The sequence below is a fragment of the Haloglomus irregulare genome, assembly GCF_007421925.1.
GTDB classification, from domain to species: domain Archaea; phylum Halobacteriota; class Halobacteria; order Halobacteriales; family Haloarculaceae; genus Haloglomus; species Haloglomus irregulare.
In genome coordinates this window covers 84,629-105,806 of sequence record NZ_QMDX01000001.1, presented here as the reverse complement: position 1 = coordinate 105,806, position 21,178 = coordinate 84,629, and the positions used below count along the sequence as shown (strand labels likewise).

Annotated in this window: 27 protein-coding genes and 1 pseudogene; 16 read left to right on the top strand and 12 right to left on the bottom strand. The window is 72.0% G+C overall.

Going from position 1 to position 21,178, the window contains the following annotated elements:
• Positions 1-71: 71 nt before the first annotated feature.
• Positions 72-1,493 carry an NAD(P)/FAD-dependent oxidoreductase gene (locus tag DP107_RS00630; protein ID WP_144260199.1) on the top strand — a complete coding sequence of 474 codons (1,422 nt, stop codon included), beginning with the start codon at positions 72-74 and terminating at the stop codon, positions 1,491-1,493.
• Between the two features lie 23 nt (positions 1,494-1,516).
• Here the strand turns inward: DP107_RS00630 and DP107_RS00625 are convergent, their stop codons facing one another.
• The 5 genes from DP107_RS00625 to DP107_RS00605 all read right to left on the bottom strand — a co-directional run bounded on the left by DP107_RS00625 (position 1,517) and on the right by DP107_RS00605 (position 4,538).
• The gene (locus tag DP107_RS00625; RefSeq protein ID WP_144260198.1) at positions 1,517-1,882 is read right to left on the bottom strand and encodes a hypothetical protein; all 366 of its coding nucleotides are present in this window, start codon (positions 1,880-1,882) and stop codon (positions 1,517-1,519) included.
• Positions 1,883-1,945: 63 nt separating this feature from the next.
• Complete coding sequence (locus tag DP107_RS00620; RefSeq protein ID WP_144260197.1) at positions 1,946-2,749, bottom strand: BtpA/SgcQ family protein; 804 nt, start codon at positions 2,747-2,749, stop codon at positions 1,946-1,948.
• Positions 2,750-2,886: 137 nt separating this feature from the next.
• Positions 2,887-3,225, bottom strand: a complete 339-nt coding sequence (locus DP107_RS00615; RefSeq protein WP_144260196.1) for a VOC family protein — start codon at positions 3,223-3,225, stop codon at positions 2,887-2,889.
• 66 nt (positions 3,226-3,291) lie between these two features.
• Complete coding sequence (locus DP107_RS00610) at positions 3,292-4,020, bottom strand: cytochrome c biogenesis CcdA family protein (RefSeq protein WP_144260195.1); 729 nt, start codon at positions 4,018-4,020, stop codon at positions 3,292-3,294.
• Positions 4,020-4,538 (bottom strand): TlpA family protein disulfide reductase, encoded by a 519-nt coding sequence (locus tag DP107_RS00605; RefSeq protein WP_144260194.1) that lies wholly within the window; start codon positions 4,536-4,538, stop codon positions 4,020-4,022. The genes DP107_RS00610 and DP107_RS00605 overlap by 1 nt, the downstream gene beginning before the upstream one ends.
• A 102-nt stretch (positions 4,539-4,640) precedes the next feature.
• On the opposite strand from DP107_RS00605, the gene DP107_RS00600 reads away from it, so the two are divergent.
• From DP107_RS00600 to DP107_RS00580, 4 genes are all read left to right on the top strand, one after another.
• Positions 4,641-5,834 (top strand): DUF3179 domain-containing protein, encoded by a 1,194-nt coding sequence (locus tag DP107_RS00600; protein ID WP_144260193.1) that lies wholly within the window; start codon positions 4,641-4,643, stop codon positions 5,832-5,834.
• 66 nt (positions 5,835-5,900) lie between these two features.
• Complete coding sequence (locus DP107_RS00595) at positions 5,901-6,698, top strand: DUF7537 family lipoprotein (RefSeq protein ID WP_144260192.1); 798 nt, start codon at positions 5,901-5,903, stop codon at positions 6,696-6,698.
• Positions 6,699-6,813: 115 nt separating this feature from the next.
• Positions 6,814-7,641, top strand: a complete 828-nt coding sequence (locus tag DP107_RS00585) for a DUF7537 family lipoprotein (protein WP_185977110.1) — start codon at positions 6,814-6,816, stop codon at positions 7,639-7,641.
• A 68-nt stretch (positions 7,642-7,709) separates the two neighbouring features.
• Positions 7,710-8,117 (top strand): SRPBCC family protein, encoded by a 408-nt coding sequence (locus DP107_RS00580; protein ID WP_144260189.1) that lies wholly within the window; start codon positions 7,710-7,712, stop codon positions 8,115-8,117.
• Positions 8,118-8,294: 177 nt separating this feature from the next.
• Here DP107_RS00580 and DP107_RS00575 read toward each other — a convergent pair whose 3' ends face one another.
• The 4 genes and pseudogenes from DP107_RS00575 to DP107_RS00560 form a co-directional block, all read right to left on the bottom strand.
• Entirely contained in the window at positions 8,295-8,543 is a 249-nt protein-coding gene (locus DP107_RS00575; protein WP_144260188.1) for an HVO_2901 family zinc finger protein, read from the bottom strand.
• Positions 8,544-8,745: 202 nt separating this feature from the next.
• The gene (locus DP107_RS00570; protein ID WP_144260187.1) at positions 8,746-9,321 is read right to left on the bottom strand and encodes a flavin reductase family protein; all 576 of its coding nucleotides are present in this window, start codon (positions 9,319-9,321) and stop codon (positions 8,746-8,748) included.
• 69 nt (positions 9,322-9,390) lie between these two features.
• A pseudogene (locus tag DP107_RS00565) lies at positions 9,391-9,761 on the bottom strand (DoxX family membrane protein).
• Positions 9,762-10,052: 291 nt separating this feature from the next.
• A complete protein-coding gene (locus DP107_RS00560; RefSeq protein ID WP_144260186.1) occupies positions 10,053-11,090 on the bottom strand; it encodes a tyrosine--tRNA ligase in 1,038 nt (345 codons plus the stop codon).
• Between the two features lie 100 nt (positions 11,091-11,190).
• Between DP107_RS00560 and DP107_RS00555 the strand changes: the two genes are divergently transcribed.
• The 6 genes from DP107_RS00555 to DP107_RS00530 all read left to right on the top strand — a co-directional run bounded on the left by DP107_RS00555 (position 11,191) and on the right by DP107_RS00530 (position 14,081).
• Complete coding sequence (locus tag DP107_RS00555; RefSeq protein ID WP_144260185.1) at positions 11,191-11,625, top strand: nuclear transport factor 2 family protein; 435 nt, start codon at positions 11,191-11,193, stop codon at positions 11,623-11,625.
• Positions 11,626-11,627: 2 nt separating this feature from the next.
• Entirely contained in the window at positions 11,628-11,855 is a 228-nt protein-coding gene (locus tag DP107_RS00550) for a hypothetical protein (RefSeq protein ID WP_144260184.1), read from the top strand.
• 98 nt (positions 11,856-11,953) lie between these two features.
• Positions 11,954-13,120: a thiolase C-terminal domain-containing protein gene (locus tag DP107_RS00545; protein ID WP_185977109.1), complete on the top strand. Its 1,167-nt coding sequence runs from the start codon at positions 11,954-11,956 to the stop codon at positions 13,118-13,120.
• Positions 13,117-13,512 carry a Zn-ribbon domain-containing OB-fold protein gene (locus tag DP107_RS00540; protein ID WP_144260183.1) on the top strand — a complete coding sequence of 132 codons (396 nt, stop codon included), beginning with the start codon at positions 13,117-13,119 and terminating at the stop codon, positions 13,510-13,512. Before DP107_RS00545 ends, DP107_RS00540 begins: the two co-directional genes overlap by 4 nt.
• Before the next feature lie 41 nt (positions 13,513-13,553).
• On the top strand, positions 13,554-13,790 hold the full coding sequence (locus DP107_RS00535) for a CDGSH iron-sulfur domain-containing protein (protein ID WP_144260182.1): 237 nt from the start codon (positions 13,554-13,556) through the stop codon (positions 13,788-13,790).
• A gap of 48 nt (positions 13,791-13,838) precedes the next feature.
• Entirely contained in the window at positions 13,839-14,081 is a 243-nt protein-coding gene (locus tag DP107_RS00530; protein WP_144260181.1) for a CDGSH iron-sulfur domain-containing protein, read from the top strand.
• Between the two features lie 133 nt (positions 14,082-14,214).
• Here the strand turns inward: DP107_RS00530 and DP107_RS00525 are convergent, their stop codons facing one another.
• On the bottom strand, positions 14,215-14,526 hold the full coding sequence (locus tag DP107_RS00525; protein ID WP_144260180.1) for a hypothetical protein: 312 nt from the start codon (positions 14,524-14,526) through the stop codon (positions 14,215-14,217).
• A gap of 90 nt (positions 14,527-14,616) precedes the next feature.
• On the opposite strand from DP107_RS00525, the gene DP107_RS00520 reads away from it, so the two are divergent.
• The 3 genes from DP107_RS00520 to DP107_RS00510 are packed head-to-tail and all read left to right on the top strand — an operon-like array spanning position 14,617 to position 18,294.
• Complete coding sequence (locus DP107_RS00520) at positions 14,617-17,100, top strand: penicillin acylase family protein (RefSeq protein ID WP_144260179.1); 2,484 nt, start codon at positions 14,617-14,619, stop codon at positions 17,098-17,100.
• Complete coding sequence (locus tag DP107_RS00515; protein WP_144260178.1) at positions 17,097-17,462, top strand: hypothetical protein; 366 nt, start codon at positions 17,097-17,099, stop codon at positions 17,460-17,462. Before DP107_RS00520 ends, DP107_RS00515 begins: the two co-directional genes overlap by 4 nt.
• 52 nt (positions 17,463-17,514) lie before the next feature.
• A complete protein-coding gene (locus tag DP107_RS00510) occupies positions 17,515-18,294 on the top strand; it encodes an HAD-IIA family hydrolase (RefSeq protein WP_144260177.1) in 780 nt (259 codons plus the stop codon).
• Between the two features lie 135 nt (positions 18,295-18,429).
• Here the strand turns inward: DP107_RS00510 and DP107_RS00505 are convergent, their stop codons facing one another.
• Positions 18,430-18,810 (bottom strand): winged helix-turn-helix transcriptional regulator, encoded by a 381-nt coding sequence (locus DP107_RS00505; RefSeq protein ID WP_185977108.1) that lies wholly within the window; start codon positions 18,808-18,810, stop codon positions 18,430-18,432.
• 64 nt (positions 18,811-18,874) lie between these two features.
• Between DP107_RS00505 and merB the strand changes: the two genes are divergently transcribed.
• Together merB and hisH are read left to right on the top strand one after the other, a co-directional pair.
• Positions 18,875-19,591: an organomercurial lyase gene (merB, locus tag DP107_RS00500; RefSeq protein ID WP_144260176.1), complete on the top strand. Its 717-nt coding sequence runs from the start codon at positions 18,875-18,877 to the stop codon at positions 19,589-19,591.
• A gap of 25 nt (positions 19,592-19,616) precedes the next feature.
• Positions 19,617-20,279 carry an imidazole glycerol phosphate synthase subunit HisH gene (gene hisH, locus DP107_RS00495; RefSeq protein WP_144260175.1) on the top strand — a complete coding sequence of 221 codons (663 nt, stop codon included), beginning with the start codon at positions 19,617-19,619 and terminating at the stop codon, positions 20,277-20,279.
• A gap of 160 nt (positions 20,280-20,439) precedes the next feature.
• Here hisH and psmA read toward each other — a convergent pair.
• Positions 20,440-21,178: archaeal proteasome endopeptidase complex subunit alpha (psmA, locus tag DP107_RS00490; protein WP_144260773.1), on the bottom strand; the 739-nt coding region annotated here is incomplete at its 5' end.

Below are 21,178 nucleotides of genomic sequence, written 5' to 3'. Positions count from 1 at the left end.
GCTGTGGCGCCGGCGAGAAACCTCCCACGGCGTGTCGGTGGGGCTTTGGGGGCCACGCCCGAACGGAGCGTATGCACGTTGCCGTACTCGGCGCCGGATACGCGGGACTGACCGTCGCCCGCCGACTGGAGCGCCGGCTCCCCGACGACGTCGACATCACCGTCGTCGACGAGTCCGACACCCATCTCGTCCAGCACGAACTCCACCGTGTCGTGCGGCATCCCGACCTGGCGGAGGTCATCACGGTCCCGCTGGCGGACGTGCTGGGCCGCGCCGAGGTGCGGCGGGCACGTGTCACGGACGTCGACCCGGAGGCCGGGGTGGCGACGCTCGACGCCGCGGACGGCGGCGCGGAGCGGCTCGACTACGACTACGCGGCGGTCTGTCTCGGCGCGGAGACGGCGTTCTACGGTCTGCCGGGTGTCGAGGAGCACGCGACGCCGCTGAAGCGGCTCCGTCACGCCGAGACCATCCGCCGGGACGCGCTGGACGCCCCCGGCGGCGAGGCCATCGTCGGTGGCGGCGGACTGTCGGGCATCCAGGTCGCCGGCGAGCTCGCGGCGCTCTCGGACGCCGAGACCCTCGACCTCGACGTGACGGTCGTGGAGATGGCCGACCGCATCGCGCCGGGGTTCGACGAGCCGTTCGCCGACGCGGTCCGCGACGAACTCCGGGCCCGGGATGTCGCCCTCGAGACGGGCGCGACGGTCGAGTCCGCCGACACTGACGCCGTCCACCTGGCCGACGGCCGCGCGCTCGGCTACGACACGTTCGTCTGGGCCGGCGGTATCCGCGGCCCGGACGCGACCGACGGGGATCGCCACGAGGTCCGGGCGAACCTCCGCGCCGGCGACGGCACGTTCGTCGTCGGGGACGCCGGCCGGGTCGTCGACGCCTCGGGTGAGGCGGTCCCGGCGGCCGCACAGACGGCGCTCCGCGAGGCACGGGTGGCGGCGGCCAACATACGGCGGCTGATTCGTGGCGGCGACGACGGGTTCGAGCCACGACTGGACCGCTACGAGTACGACTCGCCGGGCTGGGTCGTCAGCGTCGGCGACGGCGCCGTCGCGCAGGTCGGTCCGGTCGTGGTGAGCGGGGAGCCGGCGAAGGCCGCGAAGGCGGTCATCGGCGCCGGCCACCTCGGTGCGGTCGGCGCCATCGGCCGCGCGTCGGACCTGGTCCGGGCCGAACTCGGCTGGCCGGGCGCCGACGACGTGGACCTGCCGGCACAGCTGCTGGCGCTCGGCCGCGTCGGCCGCCTCGCCGCGGTGACCGACCCGGCCTCGCCCGGCGAGGTGCAGTACCCGTTCGCGACGGCGGCGGTCTCGCTGGCCGACGCCTTCGGCCCCGAGACGGTCGACCTGACGCCGGCCACCCGGCTCGCGGACCCAACCCATCCCGACGGCCCGGCGCGACTCGCCGGCGACGCGCTGGCGGCCGGGCTGGACGCGCTGACGGGGCTGGCGGGCGGCGGGAGCGACGCGGACGAGTAGCGGGAGACGACGCCGGCGACGCCTCAGACGCCGGGGATGCCGGGGATGTCCGACACGATACCGGCGCCCAGGTTCGACAGCAGGGCGAGGACGACGAGCACGGTCACGTACGCGACGAGCGTGATACCGGCGGCGGTGATCCAGCCGGCCCCGTAGCGCCACTTGATGACGGCGAGATACGCCAGGAACACCAGTACCGGTCCGAGGACGGGTACCCCGCCGAAGAGGAACGACGTGATGCCCCAGACGAGCGAGCCGATCGCCGCCGTCACGACGGCGTGGCCGTAGTCGCGGCTCCCGGCCACCAGGCTGGCGCCGACGTAGATACCGAGCCCTCCGATGAGGAGGGTTACGATGAACAGGACGAGCGAGTTCCCGAATGCGACCATCGTTCGGGCCGAGAGCCGCCCCTCGAGTGAACGTTGTGGCCGAGGCCCCGCGTGGCCCGCGCCTCAGTCGCGCCGTGCGGCCGACACCAGTTCGGCGACCCGCTCGCGTTCGACCGGTGCCGTCGGGTCCCCGTTGCGCTTCAGTGCCGTCCCGACGATGACGGCGTCGGCGATGCCCAGTACCGTCGCGACGGAGTCAGGCGTGACACCGCTCCCGACGACCAGCGGGACGCCCGTCTCCGTGGCCACCGCTCCGACCGTCTCCAGTCGCTCGCGGTCGACCGGTTCGCCGGTCGCCGGCCCGGAGACGACCACCCCGTCCGCGCCGCCACGCTTGACCGTCTCCCGCGCGACCGCCGGGAGCGGGCGCTCGGCCAGCGCCGCGGAGTGCTTCACCCCGACGTCCGCGAGCACGCGCACGTCCGGGGCGTCCAGCCGGTCGCGGAGACGTAGCGTCTCATTGGCCCGCCCCTCGACGACGCCCTGGTCGGTCAGCCGGGCGCCGGCGTGGACGTTCACGCGGACGAACGAAGCCCCGGCCGCGGCCGCGACGGCCATCGCGCCCGGCCCGTCCGACCGGAGCACGTTCACGCCGACAGGCACGTCGACCGCGCGTCCGACCGCGTCGACCAGTGTCGTCATCGCCGCCACGATATGCCGCGGCACCGCGTCGGGATGGAACGGCGCGTCCCCGAAGTTCTCGACGAGGACGGCGTCCATGCCCTCCCCGACGAGTGCCTCGGCGTCGGCGACGGCCCGCTCCCGAAGCGCCTCGCGGTCGCCATCGAACCCCGGCGCGCCCGGGAGCGCCGGCAGATGGACCATCCCAACCAGTTCCGGCATCCCCGCGGTGTCTGTCGTGTCCATACCGGTGTTCCGACCGTCGGCGGCTTCAAGCCACGGCTCGCCGGATACGTCGGATACGCCGGCCATATCTCCTCGATACACCGTATATCATGATAGACGGGCATTGCGAACGGTTACGTGGTCGATACGCCCCCTACTCACCGTTCGAAGCACTGGACCTCCACGGTGCGGCCCTCCGGGTCGCGGGCGAAGGCCTGGTAGATGCCGTAGGTGTCGTTGTACCGCGGCCCCTCGACGAGCGCGTCGCCGAGGTCGTCGGCCAGTCGGTCCACTGCCCCGCGGTCGGGGACGACGAAGGTCAGGATACCCTCGGTCTCGGCCGGCGAGCGGTCGCAGAACCCGACCCGGAACCCCTCGAAGTCGAGGATGGTGCAGTCGGGCTGTTCGCGCCACGTCTCGCAGCCAAAACCCCGGTAGAACGCGACCGTCCGGTCGAGCGACTCGCTGCGGAAGAAGACGATGCCGCCGTGGTCCATATCCGGGACACAGGCGCTTCCGGCATCCCTGTTCCGGCGACCCGCCCGCCGGCCACCGCCGCCCCCTCAGACCAGCCCCAGCGCCCGGAGCCCGCCCAGCGGGTCGAAGTCGAAGACGTAGAGGTAGATCTGCGCGAGGCCGGCGACCACGAGGAGCGCGCCGGCGGTCCGGGAGACACGGCCCGTCCCCGCGGAGAGCCGCCGGAGCAGGCCCGCGCGGCCGAGCGCCGCCAGCAGTGTCACGGCGACCATCAGCACCGCCATCCCCAGCGCGTACGTCCCGAGGACGAGCGCGGCGCCGACGGGGCCGGCGCCGAGCGCGACCAGCGCGAGGCCGATGAAGACGGGCGCGGTGCAGCCGGCGGCCGCGACGGCGTAGACGACCCCGAAGGCGACGTAGCCGCCGACGGTTCGGCGGCGCTCGGGCAGCAGGACGTGGAGGTCGGGGAGGACCCCGGCGGCGAGGCCGGCGCCCAGCACGACCAGCAGCCCCCCGACGACGAGTTCGAGGACGGCGATATCGCGCAGGGCGCTCGCGCCGACCGCGGCGGCGATGCCCGCGAGGACGCCGTAGACGAGGAAGAAGCCGAAGCTGACGAACACGCCGACCGCGGTGGCGCGAGCGACGCGCCGCAGCGTCGACGCCGGCCCGCCCTCGGGTCCGTCGCCCCCGTCGCCCAGGCCGAGGTAGAACGCGACGTAGCCGGGCAGCAGCGGGAACGCACAGGGGGCAAAGAAGGTGGCGACGCCGGCCGAGAACGCGAACGCCAGCCGGCCGACGGAGACCGGCTCCATCAGCCCCCAGCGGCGCCGGCCTCGCGGAGCTTCTCGGCCACCGTCTCCGCCGCCGCGAGGCCGACGTGGCGCCACACCTCCTCGCCGTCGGCGTCGAAGACGAGCAGCGTCGGGACGCGTGTCACGCCGAACCGCTCGTTCGTCCGGAGTTCGGTGTCCTGTGCGACCGCCCAGGTCCCCTCGTACTCGCGCCAGAACTCCCGGACGGCCTCGGTTTCGGCCTCGTTCGTGATGGAGAGCATGTGGGCGTCCGGGGCCGACTCGCGGACCGACCGCAGTTCGGCCATCTGTGGCTTGCAGGGCGCACACCAGGTCGCCCAGAAGTCGAGCAGCGCCGGCCGGTCCGGCAACACCGGAACCGGGCCGCCGGGCGAGCCCTCCACGTCGAGTGCCTGCAGCGTCGGCCCGTCGTAGTCCTCGCCGGTCGAGCCGGGGTCGCCGCTGCCGACCGAGAGACAGCCAGCGAGGCCCGCCGCAGCTCCGGAGCCCAGCGTCGCGAGGAGACGGCGACGTCGCATGGTCGAACGGAGCCGTCGCGCGGATATAAACCCCGCCGCGACTGTGAGTCGACCACACACGAGCCCGATGTCGTGATGTGAAGTCCAGCACAGCTAGCGGATATGCAACTTCGCCGCCGGTCGCTGCTGGCCGCCTGCTGTGGCGGGGTCGCGGCCCTGGCTGGCTGCGGCGAGCGGGGCGATGCCGGCGCCCCCGGCGACGAGGGGTCGGAGACGACCACGCCGACGGCGACCCCCGAGCGGCGCTCGGTCAACGGGGTCGATGTGCCCGTCCCGCGCTCGGAGCTCCAGCGCGGCGCCGCCCGCGACGCCATCGCGGCCATCGTCGACCCCGTCTTCGGCGAGGACTGGTCGGGCATCTCGATGGAGGTGAATATGAACGTCGGGTCGTACACCTCCCGGCCCCGGCTCTCGGCCGACGACCGGGTCATCGGGGTGACCCGCGCCGGCGAGGCCCGCGCCTATCCGCTGAAACTGCTCGTCCGACACGAGGTAGTGAACGACAGCTTCCCGACCGCCGAGGGCGGCGACGGGCCGTTGCTGGTGACATACTGCCCGCTCTGTGGGAGCGCGCTCACCGCCGTCCGCCGGGTCGACGGCCGGGAAACGACGTTCGGCGTGTCGGGACTCCTGTTCCGGAACGACCTGGTGATGTACGACGCGGCGACGGACAGCTTCTGGAGCCAGGTCGCCGCCACCGCCATCCGTGGGCCGCGGACGGGCGAGACCCTGGAGCTGGTGCCCTCGACGCTCACCACGCTCGGGGAGTGGCGCGAGACCCATCCCGAGACGGTCGTCCTCCGGCCGCCGCCCGACTCCGGGACGGTCGGCGACGCCGGGCCCTCGAACTACGACAGATACCCCTACGGCACCTACCGGACGGACGAGCGCATCGGCCTCGGCGGGGAATACGAGGGCGCGCTCCACCCCAAGACGACGGTCATCGGGGTCACGGACGGGGGCGAGGCGGTGGCGTATCCGCTGTCGCTCGTCCAGGAGGCGGGCGTCGTGAACGACCGTGTCGGCGATCTGCCGGTGGTCGTGGCGGCGACGGGCGAGGGGACGCTGGTCGCCTACGTCCGGCGGGTCGACGGGGAGGCGACACCGTTCGAGCGCGCCGACGAGTCGCATCTCCGTGCGGCCGGCTCCCGCTGGCGGGTGGCGGACGGGCAGGCGGTCGACGGCCCTCACGAGGGCGTGACCCTCCCACGAGCCAACGAGGTCTCGCCGCTGTTCTTTTTCGCCTGGAAGGAGTTCAACCCGGACACGGCCGTCCACGGGACGGCCGGGGACTGAGGTGGGTACCCGGGCGCCACGCTACCGAGTCACGGGATTCTACTCGCGACACTCGCAGGTCCGGCCATGCGACGACAGGTCGCGGCGGTCCCGGTGGGACTGCTCGTGCTCCCGTCGGGGTGCTCGCTGTTCGACGCGAGGACGTCGACGGGGGCGCAGCCGAGCCCCACGGCGACGGAGACACCGACGACCGCGCCGGCCCCGTCCCCGGCGGGTTACGCCGACGGGGGCATCACGAACGCGACAGCGGCGCGGAACGGCCACCTGCAGGGCGTGCTCGCGACCGGGAACGTCAGTCTCGGCTACAACGCGACCATCCGGGACCCGAACGGCACCCGCACCGTGACGGTCCTGCAGTTCGTCCCGCCGGGCGAGCCGCGGGCGCTCACGGACACCGTCGTCGCGGCCGGCGGGAGTCGCGGGTCGGGCGCGGTCCGGCGGACCCGGTTCTACGCGAACGGGGCCCAGTACGTCCGGGAGCAACGCGCCGGCACCACCTACGGGAGCATCGACGGGGAACTCCCGCCCGCCGCGTTCGCCGGTCGTCAGCACGTCGACCCGGCGCTGACGAAGGTGCGCTGCGACTCCATCGAGCGGGTCGAACGCGACGGCGAGACGCTCTTCCGGCTCCGGATGTCGGCCATCGGGGACCCGGGGGCGCTCCTCTCGGACCGGCTCTCGGCCGAGGACGTCACCGGTGGGAACGTGGCGCTGACCGTCGGCCCGGAGGGCGTCATCCGCTCGCTCCGGTACCGGGCGACCGTCGAGGCCGACGGGCGGACGGGGAACTACGGGGTCCCGTTCGCCGTCGCCGGCATCGACCGGACGCCGGTCGAGCGACCGGAGTGGGCACGGGAGCGCTGACCGGCTCCGACTGGCAACTCGACGCCCGTTTTCGCCCGTTTCCGGGCCGCTACCGGCGCGATGTGCGACGTGGGACCGAAACGCATAGGAGGCCCCTCTCCACACGGGGCGACGTATGAGTCGCCCGCTGCTCGCCGGTATGATGGCGGCGCTGCTGCTGACTGCCGGTTGCTCGTTCCTCGGTGGCGGTGGGACCCCGACGGCGGAGCCGGACGGGCCGACGCCGACGGGGACACCGACCGCGACCGCTACGCCCTCGCCGACGCCGACGACGGAGTACCCCGCCGGCTACGGTGCGGACGGGGTCGAGAACGCGACCGCGGCCGGCATCGCGCACACGGAGGGGCTGCTCGAACGGGACTCGTTCATCGTCGGCATCAACGGGACCGTGCTGGCCGACGACGGGACCGAGTCGGTCCAGCAGCTCCAGAGCGTCGACCTCGCCGGGGAGCGAGCACTGGTCGCGGTCAACGACTCCGAGCGGGTCGAGCGGACGACATACCTCGCTGACGGGACCCGCTACACCCGGGTGACCCCCCCGGACGGGAACGTCAGCTACAACGTCACCGACGCGCCGCTCCAGCCCCGGACGTTCACCGGTATCTCCTTTATCAGCCCGGCGCTGACGAACGTCTCCTACGGGGCGGCGAACGTCACCGAGACCGACGCGGGGACCTTCTACGGCTACCGGGCGGCGTCGGTCGACCGGTCGGCGTTCCGGAACCTGCTCGGGCCGTCCATCGACCCGGGGAACGTCACCGACTTCGACGCCGGGTTCGTCGTCGACGAGGACGGGGTCGTCCGCCGGCTGAGCTACCAGGCGGCCGTCGAACGCGGGAACGGGACGCTCATCGTGGACGTCCGGCTGCGGACCTACGCCATCGACGAGGTCGAGGTCTCGCCACCGCCCTGGCTGGACGAGGCCCGGGAGTCGGACCCGTGACTGGTGCCATGCCCCCGTGTCGCCAGCGCGGGGGTTGATACGGCCACAGTCCCTGTCCCCGACCCGCCGTGGATACTGGCATCGAACACACCCCGGACGGCCGCCGGCTCGTCGTCGCCCGCCGGACCCGCGCGCCGGCGACCGCGGTCTGGCGCGCGTTCCGCGACACGCGCCGCTGGCCCGACTGGGGACCCACCGTCCGCGCGGTCGACTGCGAGGACCGGTACGTCGAGCGCGGGTCGACCGGTCACGTCACCACCGTCGGCGGACTGCGGCTCCCGTTCGAGGTGACGAGCTGTGCCGATGGCCGCTGGACGTGGGATGTGGCCCGGCTCCCGGCCACCGGGCACCGGGTCCACGACGGCTCGGAGCCGGTTGCCGCGTTCGAGCTGCCGTTGGCGGCCGCGCCGTACGCCGTCGTCTGCCGCCGGGCGCTGGAGCGACTCGACCGGGTGGCACGGACGACCGGTGACTGACCCGCCGGTCCGGGCGCTCGGACGATGACGATACAACGGACCCGTATCCGCGACTGTCGGTTCAGATGGAGTACACCCGACGAGAACTGACTACTGTCGGGAGATCATCGGCGGCGCCGAGCGACGTGGTAGGACCTGTAGCGGGCCGCGGCCGACCGGTCGCTCGTCGGTCGCGTGTTATCGGAGCCCGGAGGAGGCAACCGAGAAATCGTCCGCCTTGTGCAGGTCGTCGCCGAGTCCGGAGCCGTCGCAGTCGTCGTTCGGGCACCGATAGGTCCAGCCGTCCCGTGTCGCCCGTCGCTCTGATACCTTCTCGCCGCACTCCCGGCAGACGAGCTGGGAGGCTGCCTCACAGGTATCCCGGTGGAGTTCGAGTTCGAGTTCCGTGCTGAAGGTCCGCTTGCAGTTCCTGCAGACGTGAGCCATACTCAATCCTGTAGATGCCTCCATAATATGTGTGGTGCTTTCCATGTCCGGGCTTCAAATACGACGCGCGTCCGACGCTGGCCGTTGGCGTGTGTTATCCCGTGTCAGTGCCCAAAACGGCCGACGTCCCGCGATTCCGTCACGGTCCGACCCGGATCAGCGCGGCTCGAACGGGCGGAACACCCCCGCGGTTGACAGGTTCTCAGTCGGGTCGCGGGACCTCGAGCCGGTCCCGTGTCGTGCAGTAGTAGTCGGCCGCGAGGCGACCGAGCGCGTCGAACCGCGTGGTGTCGAGCTTCCCGTCGACGAGCAGTTCCTCGTCGGCGTGGAAGCGGACGACCCGCCCGAACGTGGCGGTGTTCGACCCGAGGTCCAGCGTGTCGTGCAGCCGGCATTCGAAGGCGATAGGTGCCTCCGCGACGCGCGGGGCGTCGACGGCGCTGCCGCGGGTGGCCGTCACCCCCGCGAGACCGAATTCGTCGTCGCCGGTCGTCGCCGCGGTCGCGACCATGGGCTCCGCGAGGCCGGTCGGGACCAGGTTCACGACGAACGAACCGCGCTCGGTGACGTTCCGGAGGGTGTCCTTCCGGTCCCCGTCGGGGGTGCGGCCGGGGGCGAACGCCAGTATCGGCGGCGCGACGCACATCACGTTGAAGAAGGAGTACGGCGCGAGGTTCCGGCCGGCGGGGCCGTCGGTCGAGACCCAGGCGATGGGGCGGGGGACGACCGCGCCGCTCAGCCAGCGGTACATCGACTCCGCCTCCGGATCGAACTCCATGCTCGCGGTCTGGAGCGTCGCCGGCAAAAGCGGGCCGGTCGCCCCGGTGTCCCGGGGAGTGGGACCGCCTCAGAGGACGCCGAGGTCGAGCGCGTATGGCCACGGCGCCGCGGCCAGGGCCAGGAAGGCAAGCGCCCCGCCGGCCAGCGTCGCGTTATTGAGGAACTGCGTCATCTCGGTCTGGCGCTGCTGCGGGTCTCGACGGTCCAGAAGTCGTGCATGACGACGGCGGAGGCCAGCAGGAAGGCGGCCAGTGCGCCGGCCCCGAGGACGACGAACACCCTGGTGATGACCGCGACGCCACCGAGGAGGAGCATGGCACCCGACGCGGCAGCGGACAGCGCCGGCGCGGGCAGGCCCTTCATCTCGGCGTAGCCGGTCATGTCCTCCCAGTTCAGGAAGTGGTTGAGCCCCATGAACGCGAGGACGCCGCCGAACAGGAGCCGCGCGAGGGGGAATCGCCCGCGCCCGCGGACTCGGACAGTGCGGGGCCGCCCTGCGGGACGAACCCGTTCACCGGCCGCCCTCCGCTCGGGTGGGTTCCGTCCCGATACGAGATTCTATCGTGAGTGCTGCTTTCATCGCGTTAGCGGTTACGCCCCCCGCGTACTTACTGGTTCGCTGACATCGAGGGAAGCGGGTCACATCGACTGCACCCAGGTTGCGGCCGTGTTACCGGATGGATACCGGTGCGGAGAGCCCGGGCCGACGAGGGACCGCCGGCCGCCGGCTCAGCCCCAGGTCTCCGGGTAGGCCTCGGCCAGCACCTCGGGGTGGTCGAGCAGACGCTCGCGGACCGGCGCGATGACGTCGTCGATGGCGGCGGCCGCGGCGGGCTTCAGGTCCGCCGGGTGGAGCTCGCCGGCGACGAAGTCCGACTCCAGCTCCCCGTACGCGTCGTAACTGAGATCGCCGCCGTACTCCTCGGGGCGCTCCACCACGAGCGGGTCGTCCCGGACCGCGAGGACGGGGAAGACGAGCCGCTGGAGGTACTCCAGCACGCCGTTGTCCGCGACCTCGCCGGCGGGGCAGTAGGCGCCGTCGATCTTCTCGGCGACCGTGTCGGCGTCGTCGGTGAGGAAGACGCCGGAGGCGCGGTCGCTGCTGGACTGCTTCCCGCCCGAGAGCCCCGAGAGCAGCGGCGCGAACACGCAGAGCGGCTTGTCGAAGCCGTGGTCCGGGAGCTCCTCGCGGGCGAGCATGTAGATGCCCCGCTGGTCGATTCCCCCGTACGCGATGTCGGCGTCGAGCGCGGCCACGTCCAGGCTCTGCATCAGCGTGTAGACCAGCCCGCCGAGTTTCGGGTTGTCGGACTGGCGGACGACCTCGCTGCCCGCGCGCTGGGCCCGCGAGATGGTCGTGTCCGCGAGCAGTCGGTAGAGCTGTAGCGTGTACGGCTCCTCGAGCTGGTAGTCGGTCCCCCGCGTGAAGCTGACCGCGTCCGGGTCGGCTCCGGCCGCCGCCACCATCCCCTCGATGGCGAGCCGGTAGTACTCCGAACGGGCGTCGAGCAGTTCGAACGGTGACTTCTCGTCGTCGAGGTGGGCGTGGAGGTCCGCGACGAGCACGGTCACGTCCAGCCCGGCGTCGATGAAGTCCGCGAGTTTGCGGATCGTCGTGAAGTGACCGATATGCATCTCCCCAGTCGGGGCGTAGCCGATGTACGCCGTCGGTTCTGCCGTCTCCGCGAGGAGCGTCTCCAGTTCGTCCTCGGTGACCACCTCCTCCGTGTGGCGGGCCACCAGCGCGGCGCGTTCGGCCGTGTCCATACCCGTTTCACCTCCGCGTGGCGATTAAAAGGTTCGAAGGCCCCGGGCGGGGGCCGCCGCGTTCCAGTAGCCGTAAGGTGCCCCCACGCTTGCGACCCGTATGGACGAGGACGATGCCACGGTCGCACCCGCGGACCCGCCGGCCGGGAGCGCGGCCGCGGTCGTACGGGCGTACTACCAGGACCTGCGGGACGGCGCGCCGCTGTATCCGTACTTCCGCGAGGCGCCGACCACGGTGAAGTTCGGCGTCGGCGAGCGACTGACCGGCTACGAGGCCGTCGAGGCAGGCCTCCGGTCGCAGACCGAGATCACGACGGACTGGGTCGCCGACTCCGACCGGCTCGTCGTCGAGGCGCGCGGGGACCACGCCTGGTTCTCCGACGACGTGTTCATGGCATGGACGGACACGGAGCGGTCCATCCGGTACGAGTTCGACACGCGCTGGTCGGGGACGCTGGTCCGTGCGGCGGGCGACGACCCGGAGCCGGCGTGGCTGTTCGCCGGGATGCACGTCAGCACGGCCGTGGAGGGCTGATAGTGGTCGGCCCGGTCTCCGACGAGGAGCGCTCCGACGCGGCGTTCCGCATCAAGATCGGCATCGTGCTGTTCGTCTCGCTCTCGGCGGGGCTCATCACGCTCCAGGGGGGTGTCCCGCTCTGGCAGACCGGCGTGGCGATGCTGGTGGGGCTGCTGACGGGGCTGGCGCTGGTCTACCTCGTTTTCCCCGGCGACGGCGGCGTCCGGTCGAGCCGACAGCGGCGCTGAGCCCCGCATCGGCCGCCCAGCACGCCGCCGATGCCCTCGTCAGGGGGCCACCGTGGAACGTGTCACTCATTACGCGTGCCATCGTTACCCACGGGTAGATGACACGAGCAAGCGTGGTCGGCGCCGGCATGACGAAGTTCGGCGTTCACGACACACCGATGCAGGAGCTGTTCGGCGAGGCCGCGTTCGCGGCGTTCGACGACGCCGGGGTCGGGCCCGACGAGGTGGAGGCGCTCTACTTCGGCAACGCGATGGGCGGCCAGACGGAGAACGTCACGCACCTGGGACCACAGGTCGCGACCCACGTCGGGCTCGCGGGCAAGCCGGTCCAGCGGTACGAGGACGCCTGTGCCACCTCCGCGAACGCGTTCAAGAACGCGGTCGAGGCCGTCGAGTCCGGGCGCCACGACGTCGTCCTGGCGGGCGGCGTCGAGCGCTGCACGCCCGAGACCGGGCTGGACACGGACGCGATGACGCGCATCTTCGCGTCGGCCTCGCACCGCCAGTACGAGCAGCCGACCGGTCTCACCTTCCCGGCGGTGTTCGCCCTGCTCACCAAGCGCCACATGCACGAGCACGGCACCACCGAGGAGCAGCTCGCCCACGTCGCGGTGAAGAACCACGGCCACGGTTCGCTCAACCCGAAGGCCCACTTCGGGAAGGAGACGACCGTCGAAGAGGCGCTCGACGGTCCGGTCGTCGCCGACCCGTTCCGGCTGATGGACTGCTGCCCGTTCTCGGACGGCGCGAGCGCGGTCGTCGTCGTCAGCGACGACCTGGCGGACTCGTTCGACGCCCCCGTCGACGTGACCGGTGTCGGCCACGCGACGGACGTGGTCCCGCTCGCCGACAAGGACACCCCGCACGTGACGCAGGCCGCCCGCGACGCCGCCACTACGGCCTACGACCAGGCCGCCGTCACCGCGGACGAAGTCGACTTCGCGGAGGTCCACGACTGCTTCACCGGCGCCGAGGTGCTCGCCAGCGAGGCCCTCGGGCTGGTCGAGGACGGCCAGGGCGGCATCGCCGCCGCCGAGGGCCGCACCCGCCGCGACGGCGAGATGCCGATCAACGCCTCCGGCGGGCTGAAGGCCAAGGGCCACCCCATCGGCGCGACCGGCACCGCACAGATCGTCGAGCTGACCAAGCAGCTCCGGGGCACGGCCGGCGACCATCAGCTCAGCGGCGTCGAGTGCGGCGTGGCGCACAACCTCGGGGGCGACGCCGCGACCACCGTCGTCTCCGTCATGGAGGGTCGCGCATGAGCGCCCAGGACGACATCGAGCTGCCGGAGACGCTGTCGTATCACGACTGGGCCGCCGCCGTCCGCGAGGGGCAGCTGCTTGGCCAGTCCTGCAACGACTGCGACCACGTCGGTGGCGTTCCGAGCGGCGCCTGCCAGGAGTGTGGGGGCCGCGACCTGACCACCGTCGAGCTCCCGACGACGGGGACCGTCTACACGGAGACGACGATCAACGTCCCGCCGGAGGGGTTCCAGGAGCGAGGGTACCAGGTCGTCGTGGTCGACCTCGGCGACGCCCGCGTGATGGCCCGCATCGTCGGCGAGCACGTCGACATCGGCGACGACGTGTCCCTCTCCGGGTTCATCGATACCGACGACGACCACCCGGCGCCGACGTTCGAACCGGACGACTGAGCGCCCCGGCGCTTATCTCCGTTCGGAGCCGGGGTTCGACCATGGCCCGAGAGGTCCGCCACGAAGCCGACGGTCCGGCGACTCTGACCGACGCGGACATCGACCCGGAGAAGGGCGATATCGCCGTCTGTCGCTGTGGACTCTCGCCCGAGTTCCCGTTCTGTGACGGCTCGCACCGTGCGACCCTCGACGAAGCGGAGGGCCGTCTGTACCGCTACCCGGACGGTCCGGACGGGGAGCGCCGGGTCGTCGAGCGACTGGTGACCGACGAGGAGTGACGCCCGTCCCGGAGAACCTACTTCCGTGTCCCGTGTCAGTGTGTCAGTATGGCACGTGAAGTGACCCACGAGGAGCACGGCCCGGACGTGTTCGACGAGGACGACCTGGCGGACCAGGGTGGCACCATCGCCATCTGTCGGTGTGGACTGTCGGACGACCAGCCGTTCTGTGACGGCTCACACGGCGCGACGCGGGACGAGGAGGCGGATGTCGTCTACAAGTACGAGGACGATGACGACGAGAACCCCCGCCGCGTGGTCGAGGGGTTCGAGTTCGCCGCCGAGGAGTGACCGGCACGACGGCTTCGTGCTACCGTGCCGTTCCGGGGCGTATCGCATCGATACCCGGGCCCTGGCACTGGCGGAGACCTCTCCGCGAGCATCCTCGAACTCCCCGCCCACCTCGGTCGGTGATGACCCTCGGTCATCGATCGGTCGGGGCGCGCGCCCGGGCCGGGGCTGCCAGGGGCGTGTCAGGCGCTCCCGCGGGCGTGGGCGTCGACGACCACTCGTAGAGCAGCGCGACGGTCCCGCCGTGGACGGGAACGGTCCCCGCGACCACGAACAGGACCTGGAGGGCGTCAGCGAGCAGGCGTGGGCCGCTCGCGCGGCCGAACCGGACCGACTCGATCCAGAGGCCGAGCGACGGGCTCCCGACGATGAGGACCGCGTAGCCGAGCCGTCCCGCGACTGCCGACGTATCGGGGGGTCCCGCAGGCGGTGAGGACGACCACACGTCCCCGGCAACGCCGGGCGACGTGAACCCCCCGACCGTGCGGCCCCACCACACGAACACTTATTCGGGAGCCGACCGCCCTCCGGCAGTATGGCATCCGACCTCGCGGGTGTGGTCGCCTCGGTCCTCTGTCTGGCGGTGCTGCTGTCGGCGGCGGTCGGCGGCGGCTCCCTGCTGACGCTGTCGGCGCCGGCCTCGGGGGCGGCATGGGGGCCGGCCTACGGCGCCAACGACGGGTCGGTCGCCTCACGGGTGGCGGACCTCGGTGGCCCGCGGCAGGTCGAGAACCCGTACGGACACGCCACGGTCCAGTACGACGATGCGGGCGTGCCGCATATCAACGCCTCCAACCGACAGGCGCTGGCGTTCGCGGTCGGCTACGTCCAGGCCCGCGACCGGCTGTTCCAGATGGACCTCCAGCGTCGGTTGATGTCGGGGAACCTCTCGGCGGCCTTCGGCGCCCGGGCGGTCGAGTCGGACCGGTTCCACCGGCAGATGGGGTTCGCGGACGCGGCGAACGCCTCCTGGCGGCGCATCCGCGACACCGAGGCCGGTGACGGCGTCCGCGCGTACAGCGCCGGCGTCAACCGCTACATCGACGCGCGCCCGACGCCGTTCGAGTTCCGCGCCAACGACTACGAGCCGACGCGCTGGACCCCACAGGACACGCTCATCGTCGGGAAGCTCATCGCCTGGGACCTGACCGGCGACTTCCGCGACCTCCGGGGGCGCAGCATCCGCCGGGCGTTCCCCGACCGGACCGACGAGGTGGCGGCGCTCTATCCTGACCAGCTCGACCACGACGAGGCCATCGTGGACTCGGCGGTCGGTGGCGAGCGCAACGCGGTCGGCGAGCCCCGGCCCGAACTCGTCTCCGGCGACGCGGACGCCGGGCTCCAGGGACTCTACGAGGAACTCCGGCCACACCAGTCCGAGCCCGGCCTGGGGTCGAACTCCTGGGTCGTCGCGGGGCGGCACACCGAGGACGGGAGCCCCATCGTCGCGAACGACCCGCATCTCTCGCTCACCGTCCCGTCGGTCTGGTACGAGCAGCACCTCCGGGTGCGCGGTGACGGCGACGACGCGATGGACGTCCGCGGGGTCGCCTTCCCGGGCGTCCCGACGGTCGTCATCGGCGCGAACGAGGATATCGCGTGGGGCTTCACCAACGTCGGCGCCGACCAGACCGACCTCTACCGCTACGACCGCCCGTCCGCGGACACCTACCGCTACAGGGGCGAGACCCGCGAGTTCGAGACGCACAACGAGACCATCCCGGTGAAGGACGGCCGCGACCGGACGGTCCGCATCCGCCGGACGGTGCACGGCCCCTTCCTCTCGCGGGAGACGCCACAGGGCGAGACCGGTGTGGCCGTCTCCTGGGTCGGGCTCGGCGACACGCGGGAATCCGTGGCCATCTACGAGCTGAACGGGGCGACGGATCTGGACGAGGTGCGCGAGATCATGCGTCGGTTCGACTCGCCGACGCAGAACTTCGTCGCCGCGGACATCCGGGACGGCGGCACCTACTTCCGGCTCACCGGGCGCTACCCGGTCCGGCAGGTCGGGAACCGGAGCGTCACCGGGGACCGCGTGTTCGACGGGTCGGCCGCGCGGGTGGAGTGGCCCGGCTTCGAGCCGTACGGGCGGACGAACTGGTCGGCGTTCCACGACTACGACGCGGTCCCCGAGGTCCGGAACCCGGACTACCTGGCGACGGCCAACCAGCGTACGACCGACGACCCGCCGTTCTACATCGCCCACAGCCCGCGCTACGCGGACCCCTACCGGGGGGAACGCATCAACGACCTGCTGGAGCAGCGCGCGACCTCGGACCGCCCCATCACCGCCGAGTACGTCCGGCGGATGCAGCGCGACGTCCGCAGCGAGGCCGCCGCGGACCTCCTCCCCGTCGTCGCGGACGCGACCGGGGAGATGGCCCCCGAGACCCGCGCGGCGGCCGACCGCCTCAAGGACTGGGACCGCAACATGACCCGTGACTCCCGGGCGGCCCTGCTGTACGCCCGCTGGCTGGAGCATTACCGGAACGCGACGTTCGGCGACGAGTTCCGCTCGCGCGGGCTGGACGAGTCCTACTTCCCGAAGGACCACACCCTCGCGCGGTTGCCGGCCGACTCGCGCTGGTTCGACGACGTCCGGACCGGGGACCGCGAGCGCCGTGCGGACATCGCCGCGCGTGCGCTGCGTCGCGCGGTCGCGGAGATCGACCGCGAGGGCTGGGAGACCTACGGCGACTACAACCGGCTGCACGCGGAGCATCCGTTCCCGCTCGAGTTCCTCGACTTCCCCGGGCGCGGGATGGACGGCTCGGCCTACACCGTCTCGAACTTCCGCTCCCAGCGGTCGACGCAGGCTGGCTCCTCGTGGCGGATGGTCGTCACCGAGGGCGAGTCCTCGGGGGTCATCCCCGGCGGCCAGTCCGGGAACCCGTACTCGCCGCGATACCACAGCCAGCTGGACGAGTGGGCGGCGGGGGAGTACAAGTCGATGGCACGGGCGTCGGCCGGGCGGACGGAGCTGGTGTTCGTCCCGGCCGACGGGGGGGCGGAGTGAGCTACCTGACACCCGCGGCCCTGACGGCGGTCCGCGACCGGCGGGAGGGTGGGCTGACGCTCGGCGCGTTCGCCCTCGGGCTGGTGGCGGTGCTCGCCACGGCGCTCGTTCCCGCGATTCCCCCCGGGAGCGGCCTCGTCCTCGGGGGAGCCCTCGCCGGCCTGACGGCACGCTCGCTCGTCCGGGCGCTCCAGTTGGGGCTCTACTTCGGCGGGCTGGTGCTGGTCTGCTGGGGCGCGGCGCTGGTCCTGTTCGGCGTCCTCGCGCCGGTCGCGGCGGCGACGCCGCTGTCGCTGCTCGCCGTGGCGCTCGGGTTCGGGCTGCCGACACTGGCGGCGGTCGCGGTCCGTGGCCTCGTCTGAGTCCACATGCCGCGACCGGTAGACTCCTGACTCGACGGGTCCAACGCCCGGTATGCACTTCGAGGGGGTCGTCCTCGACCTCGACGGGACGGTCTACCGCGGCGGCGAACCGATACCGGGCGCGCCCGAGACGGTCGGGCGGCTCCGGGAGCGGGGCTGTTCGCTGCTGTTCTGCTCGAACAACCCCACCAAGGACCGCGCCGCGTACGTCGAGCGCCTCGCCGGCATGGGCATCACGGCCACCGCCGACGAGGTGCTGTCCGCCGGAACCGTCACCACGCAGTATCTCCGCGACCACCACGCCGACGACCGGCTGTACGTCGTCGGCGCGTCGGGGCTGCGCGAGCAGTTCGCCGCGGCCGACCTCCACACCACCGACGACCCCGAGGCGTGCGAGGCCCTGGTCGTCTCGTTCTACCGCGGCTTCGACTACGACAGCATCGCGGACGCGTACGACGCGGGCCGGGACGGCTGTCCGTTCATCGGGACGGACCCGGACGTCCTCATTCCGACCGCGGACGGGATGGCACCGGGGTCGGGGGCCATGATCCGCGCGGTCGCGGGGGTCCTCGAGCGCGACCCGGACCACGTGCTCGGAAAGCCCGCCCCCGAGACCGTCGGGATGGCGCGCGAGGCCATCGGGGTCCCGCTGGACCGCTGTCTGATGGTCGGTGACCGGCTCGACACGGACATCGCGTTCGGCGAGCGCGCGGGCATGACGACCGCGCTGGTCCGGACGGGCGTCGACGGCGACGGGGCCGTCGGCGGGGGCGACGTGACCCCCGACCACGTGCTGGACTCGGTCGCCGACGTGGAGCGGCTGTTCGACTGAGTCCCGCGGCTCTCCGACCCCGCACGCGGGTCGGCGGCGCGTCTCCCCGGCACTCGTCCGACGGCGTCCGTCGCCCGGCCCGGCTCGATGATCCCCACCCCGCCGCCATCGGCCGACCTGGCGTCGCTACCAGGCCTATCGCGCGACCGTCCCGTCGCGCTCCCGGACCCACTCCAGCAGCGGTTCGAGCCGTGCCGCGAGCTCCGTCCCGTCGTCGGTCAGGCGGTACTCCACCCGCGGGGGAATCTCGTCGTACTGCTCGCGCGCCAGCAGCCCCGCCCCCGTCAACTCAGTCAGCCGTGTCGACAGTGTGGAACTGCTCACCTCGCCGAACGCAGTCTCGATCTCACCGTAGCGGACCGGCTCCAGCGCCCCGACCACGCAGACGACTTGGATGGCGTACCGGCGGCCGAGCAGGTCGATGACCCCGCCGAGGGGGCAGTAGCAGCGCGGTCCCTCCTCCGAATCGGCCGCCGCGTCGGTCGTCCCTGCATCTCCCTCCAATGGTTCGGTCATTCGAAGCTCGTTCGATACTTCGGACTCGTCAGTACAAACGCTTCGGGTTCCAAAGCGGGAGTGGATGTCGAACCAGACCGCCGACTGTTGCGAACAGTGTAGCGCCACAGCATCGACCACCGAGGGCGGGACGACCGCCCGGAGGGCGGACGGAGGACAGCGGGCCACGACCGAGTACGACACCGCGACTCCGGCTGACCGCTGGCTCGACGAGCCGGTGCTGGCGGGGACGCTCCCCGCGGACCTGGCCGCGACCGCGGCCGCGTTCTACGGGGTCGAGAGGGTCGAGACCCTCGGCGACTTCGCCGACGCGACCCGCGCGGCGGCGGGGGGCGCCATCGACCCAGCCGACCTCTGCCACACCGACGGCCCCTCGCCACACCGAGCGACCGCCGGGGACGACACGTACCAGTTCCAGTGTTTCTACGACGGGCTCGTCCTGGCACGGCTCCGGGAGTCGGCCATCGACATCGAGACGGTGAGTCCCGGCGGCACGCCCATCGACCTGTACGTCTCGGACGACGGCACGGTCGACGTCGCGCCGTCCGGGGCGGTGGTTTCGTTCGGGGTCGCGGCCGACGCTCCGACGACCGGTGACCCGACCGCGGAGCAGGTCTACGGCGCGGTCTGTCCGCAGGTACGGGCGTTTCCCTCGCGCGAGGCGTACATGGCGTGGGCGGCGGCGACGGACGCGCCGACCGTCAGACTGTCGCTCGCGGCCGGGCTGCCCGTCGCGGCGTCGCTCATCGGGCGGGCGCCACGCCCGGACGGCAACTCCTAAATCCGGCGGCCCCCCACGGTCGGGCGTGCAGGTCACCATCATCGACTACGGGGTCGGCAACCTGCGGAGCCTCCAGCGCGGCCTGGAGCGCGCCGACGCGACGGTGACGGTCTCCGACGACCCGGCGGAGATCGCCGCCAGCGACGCCCTCGTGCTTCCCGGCGTCGGCGCGTTCGGCGAGTGTGTCCGCAACCTCGCGCCGTTCCGCGACGTCGTCGTCGAGGCCGCCGCCGACACCCCCGTCCTCGGCATCTGCGTGGGCTTCCAGCTCATGTTCACCGAGTCCACCGAAGGTGCCCCCGAAGGCGAGACCATCGACGGCCTCGACCTCATCCCCGGCCGTGTCGAGCGGCTCCCCAGCGACGAGGTGAAGGTCCCCCACATGGGCTGGAACGAGCTGACCGTCGAGCGCGACCACCCCATCGTCGACGGAGTGGCGTCGAAGACGCCACAGGCAGACGGCGACTACGCCTACTTCGTCCACTCGTACGGCTCCAGCGTCGCCGACCACACCGTCGCCGCCTGTGACTACGGCTTCGACTTCGCCGCTATCGCCGCCACCGAGCGCGGCAACGTGATGGGCACACAGTTCCATCCCGAGAAGTCCGGCGACACCGGACTGCGCGTGCTCCGGAACTTCGTCGCCTTCGCCGAGGACTGGAACGATACGACCGTCACCGCGGAATGACGTTTCCGCGGTTATACTCGAGGTACGCTGGTTACACGGCGTTCAGTTCGTCTCAACCCGTCGTTCGAACCGAACTGTAATCAGAGGATGGAAACGAGGGGGCGGCCGTCGCGGGAGCTGCGGGACGGTCCGGACCCGTGTTCGGCCCCGGACCGGGGGCCTACTCCTCCCCCTCGCCGGTCTCGAGCAGGCCGTTCTCGTCCAGGTGGGACTCGACCTGCGCGTCGCTGAGGTCCTCGTACTGGGCGGTGTCGGCCGGGATGGTGGCGACGCCAATGGTCTCGGGGGAGAGCGAGCCGTCGTTGACGGAGGCGAGCGCGCCGAGCGCGAGCCCGATGCCGCCGTCGAGGTCCGCGGACTCCTCGTAGTGCTCCTCGAGGTGTTCCTCGATCTCGCCGCGGTCGGCGCCGATGGCGAGGGCCTGCCACTCGTAGGGGGTGCCCGAGGGGTCGGTCTCGAACAGGCGGGGCTCGCCGTCCTCGACGCCGCCGACGATGAGGGCGACACCGAACGGCCGCGCGCCGCCGACCTGGGTGTACTGCTGGATGAAGTCGGTGACCTCCTTGGTCAGCGTCTCGACGCCGATGGGCTCGCCGTAGCGCAGCTGGTTGACCTGCGCCTGGCGACGGGCCATGTCGATGAGCTGACGGGCGTCGGCGACGTGGCCCGCGCTGGCGATACCGACGTGGTCGTCGGCCTTGTGGAGCTTCTCGACGGAGTCACGCTCCATCAGCGGCGAGCGGATGCGCTTGTCCACCACGAGGACGACGCCGCCCTGTGTCCGGACGCCGATGCTCGCCGTGCCGCGCTTCACCGCCTCGCGCGCGTACTCCACCTGGTAGAGCCGGCCGTCCGGCGAGAAGATGGTGATACCGCGGTCGTACGCCTGCTGTTGGGAT